This is a genomic window from Shigella sp. FC1567 (assembly GCF_001743015.1).
In the GTDB taxonomy this organism is placed as follows: domain Bacteria; phylum Pseudomonadota; class Gammaproteobacteria; order Enterobacterales; family Enterobacteriaceae; genus Escherichia; species Escherichia coli.
This window is the reverse complement of record NZ_MIIV01000017.1, coordinates 1-13,610: the sequence shown is the minus strand read 5'-3', so window position 1 is coordinate 13,610 and position 13,610 is coordinate 1. Positions and strand designations below refer to the sequence as shown.

Sequence of the window (13,610 nt, the reverse complement as noted above, 5' to 3'; positions counted from 1 at the left end):
CACGCCGTTCTTGCCTGTGGAGAGATGGTGCAGTCAGGCCGCCCGTTGAAGCAGGAACCCACCGAAATGATTCAGGCGACAGCCTGAACGTAGCAGGGATCCTCGTCCTTCAGGGCGTGGAGGATGTCAATTTGCGCTATGATACCCATCTGACCTCCTTGTAGCGGATGGCAAAAGCATATCAGGAAACGGGCGGACGAAATTCTTAAAAAAAACCGCTAAAGATAGAGCGTTAGTGAAATTGCAAAGGAGCAACAATGAAAATTTCCCGCCTTGGAGAAGCGCCCGATTACCGCTTCTCGCTGGCTAATGAGCGTACTTTTCTGGCGTGGATCCGTACCGCACTAGGATTTCTGGCGGCGGGGGTTGGGCTTGATCAACTTGCGCCAGATTTCGCCACGCCCGTCATTCGTGAACTGCTGGCGTTGTTGTTGTGTCTGTTTTCCGGCGGGTTAGCAATGTATGGCTACCTGCGCTGGTTACGCAATGAAAAAGCGATGCGTCTGAAAGAGGACCTGCCCTACACCAACAGCTTATTAATCATTAGCTTAATATTGATGGTCGTGGCGGTGATCGTTATGGGACTGGTGTTGTATGCCGGATAGCCGCAAAGCCAGACGCATTGCCGACCCAGGACTGCAGCCGGAGCGCACATCACTGGCGTGGTTTCGTACCATGCTGGGCTACGGCGCGTTGATGGCGTTGGCTATCAAACACAACTGGCACCAGGCGGGCATGTTATTCTGGATTTCGATTGGCATTCTCGCCATCGTGGCGCTGATCCTCTGGCACTACACCCGTAATCGCAATTTAATGGATGTCACGAATAGCGATTTTTCCCAATTTCACGTAGTCCGTGACAAATTTTTGATCTCCCTCGCGGTGTTATCTCTCGCAATACTGTTTGCTGTAACGCATATACATCAACTTATCGTATTTATTGAGAGAGTCGCATGACAGGAAGTCAGGTCATTGATGCTGAAGAGGACAGGCATAAACTGGTTGTAGAGTACAAGGATGCTCTGCAACCTGCCGATTTTTATCACAATTTCAAACAGCGGGGCATCCGCTCCGTACAGCTCATTCCCTATCTTGAATTTGATGACCGGGGCGATCTGACGGCCGCTTCGGTGACAGCAGAGCTGTGGGGGAAATTTTTAATTGCCCTGTTCGAGTGTTGGGTGCGGGCAGATATCAGTCGTATCTCGATTGAGCTTTTTGACGCCACCTTACAAAAATGGTGTGGCGGCGAAAACCCGCAACCGCGCCGTGACTGCCAGGCGTGCGACTGGCATCGCCTGTGCCCGCACGCTCGGCAGGAGACGCCAGACAGCGTGCTTTGTGCGGGCTATCAGGCGTTTTATTCTTACTCCGCACCGCATATGCGGGTGATGCGTGATCTGATAAAGCAGCATCGTTCTCCCATGGAGCTGATGACGATGCTGCGGTGACGTGCGCTTAAACGGCTGCCCCTGATGCGACATCAGCGTCGCCAGCGGCAGCCAGCACAGCACGATCAACAATCCCATTAAGGTCATCAATAACCCCAGGCTACCCTGACCGGTTTGCGGCAACATCGCAGAGAGCGACGCCAGCACGCCGGAACCAATGTTTTGCAGACCGCCGACCAGCGCGCCAGCCGTGCCCGCCAGGAAGAGGAACGGCTCCATCGCGCGCTGGTCGCCAGCGGAAACAGCATCCCGGCACCGAAAAAGAACAGCGCGGCGGGAACGAGCAGCGTCCAGACATTCATCACGCCAAACCAGTCGGGGATCCACATCAGCAAGCCAGCCAGCAGGCAGCAGATAACCGACTGCCACATTAACGTGGAGAAGCGTTTATTGGGACGTCCGGCAAACCATGCGCCAAAAAACGCTGCCGGAATCGGCAGAATAAACAAAATACTGACCGTCATACTGCTCAGCCCTAACACCGCGCCCATCAGCACGCCGGAGCAGGCTTCAAAGGCGGCAATCCCGGCCAGACCGCCAATCAGCATCAGCAAATAACAGTTAAAACCGCTGTTACCGAAAAGCGTTTTATAACTGGTAAGCAGGCGCGTGCGCGGTGCATCGACCGGACGCGTTTCCGGCATCCAGCGGGCCATACTGAAGGTCACACCAACACAAAGAACCAACAAAAAGAGATAACAGGCGCGCCAGTTCCACATCGTATCCAGCAGACCGCCGATTAGCGGTGCGAGCAACGGACTGACGAGAATCCCCATGTTTAACAGGCTGTTAGCATGGCGCAACTGTGTCCGTTCATATAAATCTCGCGGCAAAGTACGCGCCATTACGCCGCCAACGCCGGTGCCCATCCCCTGCATCGCGCTGGCGGCAATCAATACCGTCAAACTGGAGGTCGTGACCGCGACCAGCGTTGCCAGCATAAAAATGGACATTCCGACGAGGATCACCGGTCGGCGACCCACACGGTCGGAAATCGGGCCATAAAACAGCTGTGAGACACCGTAAGTCAGCAGATAAGCGCCCATTACGCTCTGCACCGCCCCTTCACGGACGTTGAGATCGCGCGCCATATCGGCAATAGCTGGAATATAAATGGTTTGCGCCATCTGACCGACGGCCACGAGTAATACCAACATCAATAACAAATTGACGTTTCTTTGCCTTTTCATTATCACGGATGCTTTTATAAAAATAATTAGAATAAGTCACTACGCATTCCCATAAATGCGGGAGAGGAATCTATCACATTGATGAATGTTAGCCAGATATACGCCAGGAATGGGGAATTGTTTAGCGGCAGAATATGTAAACAAAAGCGGCAATAAATGTTGCCGGGAGGGATTACGTGCGAACTGTAACCCTCTCCCCAAAGGGGCGAGGGGGAAACCACCGTTCCCTTTCAGAAAATGAGCTAAACATTGCACGGGACGGTCCCCTCGCCCCTTTGGGGAGAGGGCTAGGGTGAGGGGCACAGGCAGCGCAGGTGCAAACATTCTGCTGGTAGAAGAAGCCCCCAACTCCAACCCGCACGCTAAATATAAAAGGGGAGCGGTTACCCGCTCCCCTTTGGTGCGACTTGAATCTGAATTACTTCAGGTATTTCAGAACAGCATCAAGCAGTTGCAGTGCTGCAACAATGAGTTTGAGGATAAGAATGGCGATATCCACCAGGCTCATACGCGTCTCCTGTGGTTCAGGAGCACTGCCAGCTGACGTACCTTTCCGCTGCCTGTTGCCAGCTGTTGTGCACGCGGTATCTCAAGGAGAAACGTTGTGCTTGTTGACATAACACAGTGTGCTCACGCGGGGTTAAGGCGCTGACGGCACCACCCGTTTCAGCCAGGACTTAGTGCGCCGGGTAACGATGCGGCCCCCGCATAATACATTGCGTACAGTGATATTATAGAAGTTTACTGTATAAATAAACAGTGATATTTGGACAAAACGCAAACTGTGATCGATACTCAACTATGCCCTAAATACGTCAAAATTCGTGCCGAAATTGCGCGTTCTGCGCGGAACACGTATACTTTCAGTGTTGACATAATACAGTGTGCTTTGCGGTTACCAGCTGCAGGCGGCTGATGAAACCTCGCTCCGGCGGGGTTTTTTGTTACCTGCAATTCAGTACAAAACGTGATCAGCCCCTCAATTTTCCCTTGCTGAAAAATTTTCCATTGTCTCCCCTGTAAAGCTGTGCTTGTATAAATATTGTTAAACACAAAACCAACAAGGTCCCCAATGACTACTTCCATGTTCAACGCAAAACTACTACCAACTGCGCTATCCGCCGCAGTGGTCGTCGTGCGTGTGGTGGTGGTCGTCGGCAATGCGCCGTAGGGACTGGAACAACACACGATTCCAAAACCCCGCCGGCGCAAACCGGGCGGGGTTTTTCGTTTAAGCACCTCCCGGAAAGTCGGCCCAGAAGAAAAGGACTGGAGCATGGCAAGTTCGGGCACAACATCGACGCGTAAGCGCTTTACCGGCGCAGAATTTATCGTTCATTTCCTGGAACAGCAGGGCATTAAGATTGTGACGGGCATTCCGGGCGGTTCTATCCTGCCTGTTTACGATGCCTTAAGCCAAAGCACGCAAATCCGCCATATTCTGGCCCGTCATGAACAGGGCGCGGGATTTATCGCTCAGGGGATGGCGCGCACCGACGGTAAACCGGCGGTCTGTATGGCCTGTAGCGGACCGGGTGCGACTAACCTGGTGACCGCCATTGCCGATGCGCGGCTGGACTCCATCCCGCTGATTTGCATCACCGGTCAGGTTCCCGCCTCGATGATCGGCACCGACGCCTTCCAGGAAGTGGACACCTACGGCATCTCTATCCCCATCACCAAACACAACTATCTGGTCAGACATATCGAAGAACTCCCGCAGGTCATGAGCGATGCCTTCCGCATTGCGCAATCAGGCCGCCCAGGCCCGGTGTGGATAGACATTCCTAAGGATGTGCAAACGGCAGTTTTTGAGATTGAAACACAGCCCGCTATGGCAGAAAAAGCCGCCGCCCCCGCCTTTAGTGAAGAAAGCATTCGTGACGCAGCGGCGATGATTAACGCTGCCAAACGCCCGGTGCTTTATCTGGGCGGCGGTGTGATCAATGCGCCCGCACGGGTGCGTGAACTGGCGGAGAAAGCGCAACTGCCTACCACCATGACTTTAATGGCGCTGGGCATGTTGCCAAAAGCGCATCCGTTGTCGCTGGGTATGCTGGGGATGCACGGCGTGCGCAGCACCAACTATATTTTGCAGGAGGCGGATTTGTTGATAGTGCTCGGTGCGCGTTTTGATGACCGGGCGATTGGCAAAACCGAGCAGTTCTGTCCGAATGCCAAAATTATTCATGTCGATATCGATCGCGCAGAGCTGGGTAAAATCAAGCAGCCGCATGTGGCGATTCAGGCGGATGTTGATGACGTGCTGGCGCAATTGATCCCGCAGGTGGAAGCGCAACCGCGTGCAGAGTGGCACCAGTTGGTAGCGGATTTGCAGCGCGAATTCCCGTGTCCAATCCCGAAAGCGTGCGATCCATTAAGCCATTACGGCCTGATCAACGCCGTTGCCGCCTGTGTCGATGACAATGCGATTATCACCACCGATGTGGGTCAGCATCAGATGTGGACCGCGCAAGCTTATCCGCTCAATCGCCCACGCCAGTGGCTGACCTCCGGTGGGCTGGGCACGATGGGTTTTGGCCTGCCTGCGGCGATTGGCGCGGCGCTGGCGAACCCGGATCGCAAAGTGTTGTGTTTCTCCGGCGACGGCAGCCTGATGATGAATATTCAGGAGATGGCGACCGCCAGTGAAAATCAGCTGGATGTCAAAATCATTCTGATGAACAACGAAGCGCTGGGGCTGGTGCATCAGCAACAGAGTCTGTTCTACGAGCAAGGCGTTTTTGCCGCCACCTATCCGGGCAAAATCAACTTTATGCAGATTGCCGCCGGATTCGGCCTCGAAACCTGTGATTTGAATAACGAAGCCGATCCGCAGGCTGCATTGCAGGAAATCATCAATCGCCCTGGCCCGGCGCTGATCCATGTGCGCATTGATGCCGAAGAAAAAGTTTACCCGATGGTGCCGCCAGGTGCGGCGAATACTGAAATGGTGGGGGAATAAGCCATGCAAAACACAACTCATAACAACGTAATTCTGGAGCTCACCGTTCGCAACCATCCGGGCGTAATGACCCACGTTTGTGGCCTTTTTGCCCGCCGCGCTTTTAACGTTGAAGGCATTCTTTGTCTGCCGATTCAGGACAGCGACAAAAGCCATATCTGGCTACTGGTCAATGACGACCAGCGTCTGGAGCAGATGATAAGCCAAATCGATAAGCTGGAAGATGTTGTGAAAGTGCAGCGTAATCAGTCCGATCCGACGATGTTTAACAAGATCGCGGTGTTTTTTCAGTAACCGCTCAAGGCTTGAACAACATCGCGCTTATCGTTAAGGTAAGCGCGTTTTTTTTACCCGCCAGGACAAGACCATGATCACCGTTGCCCTTATAGACGATCACCTCATCGTCCGCTCCGGCTTTGCGCAGCTGCTGGGGCTGGAACCTGATTTGCAGGTAGTTGCCGAGTTTGGTTCGGGGCGCGAGGCGCTGGCGGGGCTGCCGGGGCGCGGTGTGCAGGTGTGTATTTGCGATATCTCCATGCCCGATATCTCCGGTCTGGAGCTGCTAAGCCAGCTGCCGAAAGGTATGGCGACGATTATGCTCTCCGTTCACGACAGTCCTGCGCTGGTTGAGCAGGCGCTTAACGCGGGGGCACGCGGCTTTCTTTCCAAACGCTGTAGCCCGGATGAACTCATTGCTGCGGTGCATACGGTTGCCACGGGCGGCTGTTATCTGACGCCGGATATTGCCATTAAACTGGCATCCGGTCGTCAGGACCCGCTAACCAAACGTGAACGCCAGGTGGCGGAAAAACTGGCGCAAGGAATGGCGGTGAAAGAGATTGCCGCCGAACTGGGCTTGTCACCGAAAACGGTACACGTCCATCGCGCCAATCTGATGGAAAAACTGGGCGTCAGTAACGACGTAGAGCTGGCGCGCCGCATGTTTGATGGCTGGTGATGAAGACGTTGTTCTCCCGCTTAATTACCGTTATTGCCTGCTTTTTTATCTTCTCTGCCGCATGGTTTTGCCTGTGGAGTATCAGCCTGCATCTGGTTGAGCGCCCTGATATGGCGGTGCTGTTATTTCCGTTTGGTCTGCGTCTGGGGCTAATGCTGCAATGCCCGCGCGGATACTGGCCGGTGCTGCTGGGCGCGGAGTGGCTGCTGATTTACTGGCTAACGCAGGCGGTCGGTTTAACCCATTTTCCGTTATTGATGATCGGTAGTTTACTGACGTTACTGCCCGTAGCGCTGATCTCGCGCTATCGCCATCAGCGTGACTGGCGCACCTTGCTGTTACAGGGGGCGGCGTTAACGGCGGCGGCGTTGTTGCAGTCGCTGCCCTGGCTTTGGCACGGCAAAGAGTCGTGGAATGCGCTGTTGCTGACTTTAACTGGCGGCCTGACGCTGGCCCCGATATGTCTGGTGTTCTGGCACTATCTCGCCAATAACACCTGGCTGCCGCTCGGCCCGTCACTGGTTTCTCAGCCAATCAACTGGCGCGGGCGACATCTGGTCTGGTACTTGCTGCTGTTTGTTATCAGTCTCTGGCTCCAGTTGGGATTGCCGGACGAACTGTCGCGCTTTACGCCATTCTGTCTGGCGCTGCCGATTATCGCGCTGGCCTGGCACTATGGTTGGCAAGGGGCGCTGATTGCGACGTTGATGAACGCCATCGCGCTGATCGCCAGTCAAACCTGGCGCGATCATCCGGTGGATTTATTGCTCTCGCTGCTGGTGCAAAGTCTGACAGGGTTGTTGCTTGGCGCTGGCATCCAGCGGTTGCGTGAACTTAACCAGTCGCTGCAAAAGGAACTGGCGCGCAATCAGCATCTGGCTGAACGGTTGCTGGAAACCGAAGAGAGCGTGCGCCGTGATGTGGCGCGTGAGCTGCATGATGATATCGGTCAGACCATCACTGCTATTCGTACTCAGGCGGGCATTGTTCAGCGGCTGGCGGCAGATAACGCCAGCGTGAAGCAGAGCGGGCAGCTCATCGAACAACTATCGCTGGGCGTTTACGACGCGGTGCGCCGTTTGTTGGGTCGGTTACGTCCGCGCCAGTTGGATGATCTCACCCTGGAGCAGGCCATCCGCTCACTGATGCGGGAAATGGAGCTGGAAGGGCGCGGTATTGTCAGCCATCTCGAATGGCGAATCGATGAATCAGCGTTAAGCGAAAACCAGCGCGTAACGCTGTTTCGTGTCTGCCAGGAAGGGCTGAACAACATTGTGAAACATGCTGATGCCAGCGCGGTCACCCTGCAAGGCTGGCAGCAGGATGAACGGTTGATGCTGGTTATTGAAGACGATGGCAGCGGTTTGCCGCCGGGTTCCGGGCAACAAGGTTTTGGCCTCACCGGAATGCGCGAGCGCGTAACGGCGCTGGGTGGCACATTACACATTTCCTGTCTGCACGGCACGCGTGTCAGCGTTTCTCTACCTCAACGCTATGTCTAAGGTTTGATGATGTTGCCGTTTCTGAAAGCGCCTGCCGATGCGCCATTAATGACTGATAAATATGAAATTGATGCCCGCTATCGCTACTGGCGTCGGCATATTCTGCTGACCATCTGGCTGGGTTACGCGCTGTTTTACTTCACGCGGAAAAGTTTTAACGCCGCCGTACCAGAAATCCTTGCTAACGGCGTGCTCAGCCGTAGCGATATCGGCCTGTTAGCGACCCTGTTTTACATTACCTATGGCGTGTCGAAGTTTGTCTCCGGCATTGTCAGCGATCGCTCAAATGCCCGTTATTTTATGGGGATAGGGCTTATCGCCACGGGCATTATCAACATTCTGTTTGGCTTCTCGACGTCGCTATGGGCGTTTGCAGTACTCTGGGTGCTGAACGCCTTTTTCCAGGGCTGGGGTTCACCGGTGTGTGCGCGTCTGTTAACGGCCTGGTATTCACGTACCGAGCGCGGTGGTTGGTGGGCATTATGGAACACGGCGCATAACGTCGGCGGCGCACTCATTCCCATTGTGATGGCAGCGGCTGCACTACATTACGGCTGGCGTGCCGGGATGATGATTGCTGGTTGTATGGCGATCGTCGTGGGAATTTTTCTCTGCTGGCGGCTGCGCGATCGCCCGCAGGCGTTAGGTTTACCGGCGGTCGGTGAATGGCGACACGACGCGCTGGAGATAGCTCAACAACAAGAAGGGGCAGGGCTGACGCGTAAAGAGATCCTCACCAAATATGTGTTGCTGAATCCGTATATCTGGCTGCTTTCGTTTTGCTATGTGCTGGTCTATGTGGTCCGGGCGGCGATCAACGACTGGGGCAATTTGTATATGTCCGAGACGCTGGGCGTCGATCTGGTCACGGCGAATACGGCAGTGACGATGTTTGAACTGGGTGGATTTATCGGTGCGCTGGTAGCGGGTTGGGGCTCGGACAAATTGTTTAACGGCAACCGAGGGCCGATGAATTTGATTTTCGCCGCCGGAATTTTGCTTTCAGTCGGCTCCCTGTGGCTGATGCCATTTGCCAGCTACGTGATGCAGGCAACCTGCTTCTTCACCATTGGTTTTTTTGTCTTTGGCCCACAGATGTTAATCGGTATGGCGGCGGCAGAGTGTTCCCACAAAGAGGCGGCAGGGGCGGCGACGGGGTTTGTCGGCTTGTTTGCTTATCTGGGGGCGTCGCTTGCTGGTTGGCCGCTGGCGAAAGTACTCGATACCTGGCACTGGAGCGGATTTTTTGTGGTTATCTCTATCGCCGCCGGGATTTCCGCACTGCTGTTACTGCCCTTTTTGAACGCCCAGACACCGCGCGAAGCGTGATGCATCTCACCTTTTCACTTCATATCCGGCAAAACTAAGAAATTTTCCAGGTTTTGCCTGGACGCTATCTCAGGCCTGATTTGCTGCTGATTTTTACAATGCATGCCTCACGCAGGTATTCATTTCAGGAGTAACCCATGCTGGCTTTCCTAAACCAGGTTCGCAAGCCGACCCTGGACCTTCCGCTCGAAGTGCGGCGCAAAATGTGGTTCAAACCGTTCATGCAATCCTACCTGGTGGTCTTTATCGGCTACCTGACGATGTACCTGATTCGCAAGAACTTTAACATCGCGCAGAACGATATGATTTCGACCTACGGGTTGAGCATGACGCAGCTGGGGATGATCGGCCTGGGTTTCTCCATCACTTATGGCGTGGGTAAAACGTTGGTTTCATACTACGCCGACGGCAAAAACACCAAACAATTCCTGCCGTTCATGCTGATCCTGTCTGCCATTTGTATGCTGGGCTTCAGTGCCAGTATGGGCAGCGGCTCGGTTAGCCTGTTCCTGATGATTGCCTTCTACGCCTTAAGCGGCTTTTTCCAGAGTACCGGCGGTTCGTGCAGTTACTCCACCATCACCAAATGGACGCCGCGTCGTAAACGCGGGACATTCCTCGGTTTCTGGAATATTTCTCACAACCTTGGCGGTGCAGGCGCAGCAGGTGTGGCGCTGTTCGGGGCAAATTACCTGTTCGATGGCCATGTCATCGGCATGTTTATCTTCCCGTCGATTATCGCGCTGATTGTCGGTTTTATCGGCCTGCGTTACGGCAGCGACTCCCCAGAATCTTATGGCCTCGGCAAAGCTGAAGAACTGTTCGGCGAGGAGATCAGCGAAGAGGACAAAGAGACAGAATCTACCGATATGACCAAGTGGCAGATCTTTGTTGAGTATGTGCTGAAAAACAAAGTGATCTGGCTGCTGTGCTTCGCCAACATTTTCCTCTATGTGGTACGTATTGGTATCGACCAGTGGTCAACCGTATACGCGTTCCAGGAACTGAAACTCTCTAAAGCGGTGGCGATTCAGGGCTTTACGCTGTTTGAAGCTGGTGCGCTGGTCGGTACGCTGCTGTGGGGCTGGCTCTCTGACCTGGCGAACGGTCGCGTGGCCTGGTGGCCTGCATCGCGCTGGCGCTGATTATCGCCACGCTCGGTGTGTATCAACATGCCAGCAACGAATATATCTATCTGGCTTCTCTCTTTGCGTTGGGTTTCCTGGTCTTTGGCCCGCAATTGTTGATTGGTGTGGCTGCTGTTGGCTTTGTACCTAAAAAAGCGATTGGCGCTGCCGATGGTATTAAAGGCACCTTTGCTTACCTGATTGGTGACAGCTTTGCCAAGTTAGGTCTGGGAATGATTGCCGATGGGACGCCGGTATTCGGCCTTACCGGCTGGGCAGGCACCTTCGCCGCACTTGATATCGCCGCGATTGGTTGTATCTGCCTGATGGCGATAGTGGCGGTGATGGAAGAACGCAAAATCCGCCGCGAGAAAAAAATTCAGCAGTTGACAGTGGCATAAACGTAACTGGTGACTTTTGCCCGGCATGACGCCGGGCTTTTTTATTATTCCGTGACTTCCAGCGTAGTGAAGACAAACTTCTCGCCATCAAATAGCCCCTGACTGGTTAGTTTGAGCGCGGGGATCACTGGCAGAGAAAGAAACGCCATCTGAATAAACGGCTCATCGGGTAACGGACCGCATTCACGGGCGGCGGCTTTCAAGGCGTCAATTTGTTCCGCCAGCGACTGCGCCGTGTCGGTGCTCATCAGGCCGGCAATGGGCAACGGCAGATGACTTTGGACCTGGCCGTTACGTACCACGCACAGCCCGCCGCCATCCTGAATCACCTGATAGACCGCCAGCGCCATCTCTTCGGCACTGCGACCGATCACCACAATATTATGGCTGTCATGGCTGACCGTCGCAGCCAGCGCACCTTCATTCAGTCCAAAGCCGCCAAGCAAACCACAAGCCGGAGCCAGCCGTTGCCCGTAACGCTCAAGTACGGCAATAAAGCACACATCATCGCGATCAAAACCATTTTCGCTGTAGACGCTGGAGTGGGAGTGCGTAATCAATTCGTTATGGATGACGTCAATGACCCGATAGCGTTTTCCGGGCGTAAATTGCAGGGCAAAGTCGCTGGCGGAAACTGGCTGGCGGGCAATGGTGTTGCCATATGGCGGAGCGGATTGTGCCAGTCTCGCCGACTCTTCCGCCTGTAAGGTTTGCGCATCAATCGGCTCGCCTTTCACCAGTACCTGCTGCACCGTGACCTTACGCGCATCGCTCAACAGGACGATATCGGCCTGCTTGCCGGGTGCCAGTAAGTCGAGGTGATTCAGACCAAAGTGGCGCGCCGTCGACCAGCTGGCGACGCGATATGCCACATGCAGCGGCACATTGTGTTGTTCGATCAGGCGGCGAATTAAGGCATCGATGTGTCCTTCATGGGCGATCTCCCACGGGTTACGGTCATCGGTACAGAGCATGCATTGCGGGCTGTTAAATTCGTTGATCAACGGTGCCAGCGCGTTGAGATTGCGGGCAGCGGACCCTTCGCGGATCATCAACGACATGCCGAGTTGTAATTTCCGGCGTCCTTCTTCCAGCTGATAACTTTCGTGGCAGTTTTCAATACCCGCAGTAATATAGGCGTTAAGTTCTTTACCACCCAAACCCGGGCAGTGACCGTCCAGCGTCAGGTGGCGAAATGCATCCAGTTTATCGAGCAGCGCATTCTGCCCGCTAATTACGCCAGGGTAGTCCATCATTTCTGCAAGGCCGGTAACCTGCGGATGGTCCCGCCAGGCGAGCATCTGTTCAAGGGTAAAACTGGCACCGTTAACATCGCAGCCTTCCAGGGCGGGTACGCAAGAGCTGACCTGTAAGTACTGGTTTTGCCTTGCCTGTTCGGCACAGCGGGCAAACCAGGCGAATCCGGCTTCTCCCATCACGTTGACGATTTCATGAGGGTCGCAAATAACGGTCGTCAGGCCGCGCGGCAGGGTAGCGGTTTCAAAGGTGACCGGCGTCATCATGCTGGATTCAATATGCAGGTGAGCATCAATAAACCCTGGCACCGCCGTTGCGCCGCGAGCATCAATCCGCTGCAAAGCCGGAGCATCAGCGTATTCTGCGCCAACACCGGCAATGTAACGTCCTTTAATCACAATTGGGCCGGAAATTTCTCCGCCATTGATCAGGTCGAGAATAGAGACATTATCAATAATATAATCGGCAACAGCGTCGCCACGGGAAACGGCTAACAATTCCTGGTATTCAGCCCGGCTAATGTGATGAAATTTATGGTTAATGGAATTATTCATATTTTTCTCATTTTGATTTTATCAATTTGATTATTATTTATCATAAAGAAACGTCGCGAGATTATTAAAGAATATCTATTAATGTGCAATTGAAATGTGATAATTATCACTGAACCGTTGTTGTCATTTGTTTTACAAAAGCAAGGGATTAAATCTCCTCCAATGGACAAAAAAATGAATAATGACAATACCGATTACGTGAGTAATGAATCAGGGATGCTTTCGCGATTATTTAAACTACCTCAGCATGGGACCACCGTCCGCACAGAATTGATTGCGGGGATGACCACTTTTTTAACCATGGTGTACATCGTTTTTGTGAACCCGCAAATCCTCGGCGCGGCACAAATGGACCCGAAAGTGGTGTTTGTTACCACCTGTTTGATTGCCGGTATCGGCAGTATTGCGATGGGGATATTTGCTAACTTACCCGTGGCGCTGGCTCCGGCAATGGGGCTGAACGCCTTCTTTGCCTTCGTGGTCGTGGGGGCGATGGGCATCTCCTGGCAGACCGGGATGGGCGCAATATTCTGGGGCGCAGTTGGACTATTTTTGCTCACGCTGTTTCGTATCCGGTACTGGATGATCTCCAACATTCCCGGTAATGACTCCAACTTACTGATAGTGTTTTATGTTCAGATAATGCCCGATGACCTTGTCATGCAGCTCCACCGATTTTGAGAACGACAGTGACTTCCGTCCCAGCCTTGCCAGATGTTGTCTCAGATTCAGATTATGTCGCTCAATGCGCTGAGTGTAACGCTTGCTGATAACGTGCAGCTTTCCCTTCAGGCGTGATTCATACAGCGGCCAGCCATCCGTCATCCATACCACGACCTCAAAGGCCGACAGCAGGCTCAGAAGACGCTCCAGTGT

General features: G+C 53.8%; 14 protein-coding genes and 3 pseudogenes. 13 read left to right on the top strand and 4 right to left on the bottom strand.

The features are described from left to right. The 4 genes from BHE85_RS28000 to BHE85_RS26665 all read left to right on the top strand — a co-directional run. A partial coding sequence (locus BHE85_RS28000) for a hypothetical protein (protein ID WP_032292931.1) occupies positions 1 to 87 on the top strand: 87 nt, incomplete at its 5' end. Between the two features lie 170 nt (positions 88 to 257). Further along, the gene (locus BHE85_RS01485) at positions 258 to 605 is read left to right on the top strand and encodes a YidH family protein (RefSeq protein ID WP_000703959.1); all 348 of its coding nucleotides are present in this window, start codon (positions 258 to 260) and stop codon (positions 603 to 605) included. Continuing rightward, positions 595 to 957: a DUF202 domain-containing protein gene (locus BHE85_RS01480; RefSeq protein ID WP_001113432.1), complete on the top strand. Its 363-nt coding sequence runs from the start codon at positions 595 to 597 to the stop codon at positions 955 to 957. Before BHE85_RS01485 ends, BHE85_RS01480 begins: the two co-directional genes overlap by 11 nt. Beyond that, positions 954 to 1,451: a radical SAM protein gene (locus BHE85_RS26665; protein ID WP_000148057.1), complete on the top strand. Its 498-nt coding sequence runs from the start codon at positions 954 to 956 to the stop codon at positions 1,449 to 1,451. Before BHE85_RS01480 ends, BHE85_RS26665 begins: the two co-directional genes overlap by 4 nt. Positions 1,452 to 1,463: 12 nt before the next feature. Here the strand turns inward: BHE85_RS26665 and emrD are convergent. Then, positions 1,464 to 2,641, bottom strand: a pseudogene (gene emrD / locus BHE85_RS01475) (multidrug efflux MFS transporter EmrD); the annotation flags it as partial. A gap of 81 nt (positions 2,642 to 2,722) precedes the next feature. Here emrD and ysdE point away from each other — a divergent pair. Beyond that, a complete protein-coding gene (ysdE, locus tag BHE85_RS27140; RefSeq protein WP_211180519.1) occupies positions 2,723 to 2,797 on the top strand; it encodes a protein YsdE in 75 nt (24 codons plus the stop codon). A 262-nt stretch (positions 2,798 to 3,059) separates the two neighbouring features. Here ysdE and tisB read toward each other — a convergent pair whose 3' ends face one another. Continuing rightward, complete coding sequence (gene tisB / locus BHE85_RS01470; RefSeq protein WP_000060506.1) at positions 3,060 to 3,149, bottom strand: type I toxin-antitoxin system toxin TisB; 90 nt, start codon at positions 3,147 to 3,149, stop codon at positions 3,060 to 3,062. 564 nt (positions 3,150 to 3,713) lie between these two features. Here tisB and ivbL point away from each other — a divergent pair. The 7 genes and pseudogenes from ivbL to uhpT all read left to right on the top strand — a co-directional run bounded on the left by ivbL (position 3,714) and on the right by uhpT (position 10,923). Beyond that, positions 3,714 to 3,812: an ilvB operon leader peptide IvbL gene (gene ivbL / locus BHE85_RS01465; RefSeq protein ID WP_001315912.1), complete on the top strand. Its 99-nt coding sequence runs from the start codon at positions 3,714 to 3,716 to the stop codon at positions 3,810 to 3,812. Between the two features lie 105 nt (positions 3,813 to 3,917). Beyond that, positions 3,918 to 5,606, top strand: coding sequence for an acetolactate synthase large subunit (ilvB, locus tag BHE85_RS01460; RefSeq protein WP_000168480.1), 1,689 nt, complete (start codon positions 3,918 to 3,920; stop codon positions 5,604 to 5,606). A gap of 3 nt (positions 5,607 to 5,609) precedes the next feature. Then, positions 5,610 to 5,900: an acetolactate synthase small subunit gene (ilvN, locus tag BHE85_RS01455; RefSeq protein ID WP_001181713.1), complete on the top strand. Its 291-nt coding sequence runs from the start codon at positions 5,610 to 5,612 to the stop codon at positions 5,898 to 5,900. 73 nt (positions 5,901 to 5,973) lie between these two features. Beyond that, positions 5,974 to 6,564, top strand: coding sequence for a transcriptional regulator UhpA (uhpA, locus tag BHE85_RS01450; RefSeq protein WP_000633668.1), 591 nt, complete (start codon positions 5,974 to 5,976; stop codon positions 6,562 to 6,564). Beyond that, complete coding sequence (gene uhpB / locus BHE85_RS01445) at positions 6,564 to 8,066, top strand: signal transduction histidine-protein kinase/phosphatase UhpB (protein ID WP_001295243.1); 1,503 nt, start codon at positions 6,564 to 6,566, stop codon at positions 8,064 to 8,066. Before uhpA ends, uhpB begins: the two co-directional genes overlap by 1 nt. 9 nt (positions 8,067 to 8,075) lie before the next feature. Continuing rightward, positions 8,076 to 9,395, top strand: coding sequence for an MFS transporter family glucose-6-phosphate receptor UhpC (uhpC, locus tag BHE85_RS01440; protein ID WP_000936566.1), 1,320 nt, complete (start codon positions 8,076 to 8,078; stop codon positions 9,393 to 9,395). A 137-nt stretch (positions 9,396 to 9,532) separates the two neighbouring features. Then, positions 9,533 to 10,923 (top strand): annotated as a pseudogene (gene uhpT / locus BHE85_RS01435) (hexose-6-phosphate:phosphate antiporter). A gap of 44 nt (positions 10,924 to 10,967) precedes the next feature. On the opposite strand, the gene adeD reads toward uhpT, so the two are convergent. Beyond that, on the bottom strand, positions 10,968 to 12,734 hold the full coding sequence (adeD, locus tag BHE85_RS01430) for an adenine deaminase (RefSeq protein WP_001065688.1): 1,767 nt from the start codon (positions 12,732 to 12,734) through the stop codon (positions 10,968 to 10,970). Between the two features lie 174 nt (positions 12,735 to 12,908). Here adeD and adeQ point away from each other — a divergent pair. Continuing rightward, positions 12,909 to 13,334 (top strand): annotated as a pseudogene (gene adeQ / locus BHE85_RS01425) (adenine permease AdeQ); the annotation flags it as partial. 15 nt (positions 13,335 to 13,349) lie between these two features. Here the strand turns inward: adeQ and BHE85_RS01420 are convergent. Then, positions 13,350 to 13,610, bottom strand: a 261-nt coding sequence (locus BHE85_RS01420; RefSeq protein ID WP_000317683.1) for an IS1 family transposase, incomplete at its 5' end; no start/stop codon positions are given.

Coding starts and splice junctions, on each gene's coding strand:
- uhpC (WP_000936566.1), top strand. CDS start 8,076: ATGTTGCCGTTTCTGAAAGCGCCTGCCGATGCGCCATTAATGACTGAT.
- adeD (WP_001065688.1), bottom strand. CDS start 12,734: ATGAATAATTCCATTAACCATAAATTTCATCACATTAGCCGGGCTGAA.
- ivbL (WP_001315912.1), top strand. CDS start 3,714: ATGACTACTTCCATGTTCAACGCAAAACTACTACCAACTGCGCTATCC.
- BHE85_RS26665 (WP_000148057.1), top strand. CDS start 954: ATGACAGGAAGTCAGGTCATTGATGCTGAAGAGGACAGGCATAAACTG.
- BHE85_RS01480 (WP_001113432.1), top strand. CDS start 595: ATGCCGGATAGCCGCAAAGCCAGACGCATTGCCGACCCAGGACTGCAG.
- uhpA (WP_000633668.1), top strand. CDS start 5,974: ATGATCACCGTTGCCCTTATAGACGATCACCTCATCGTCCGCTCCGGC.
- ilvB (WP_000168480.1), top strand. CDS start 3,918: ATGGCAAGTTCGGGCACAACATCGACGCGTAAGCGCTTTACCGGCGCA.
- ilvN (WP_001181713.1), top strand. CDS start 5,610: ATGCAAAACACAACTCATAACAACGTAATTCTGGAGCTCACCGTTCGC.
- uhpB (WP_001295243.1), top strand. CDS start 6,564: ATGAAGACGTTGTTCTCCCGCTTAATTACCGTTATTGCCTGCTTTTTT.
- BHE85_RS01485 (WP_000703959.1), top strand. CDS start 258: ATGAAAATTTCCCGCCTTGGAGAAGCGCCCGATTACCGCTTCTCGCTG.
- tisB (WP_000060506.1), bottom strand. CDS start 3,149: ATGAGCCTGGTGGATATCGCCATTCTTATCCTCAAACTCATTGTTGCA.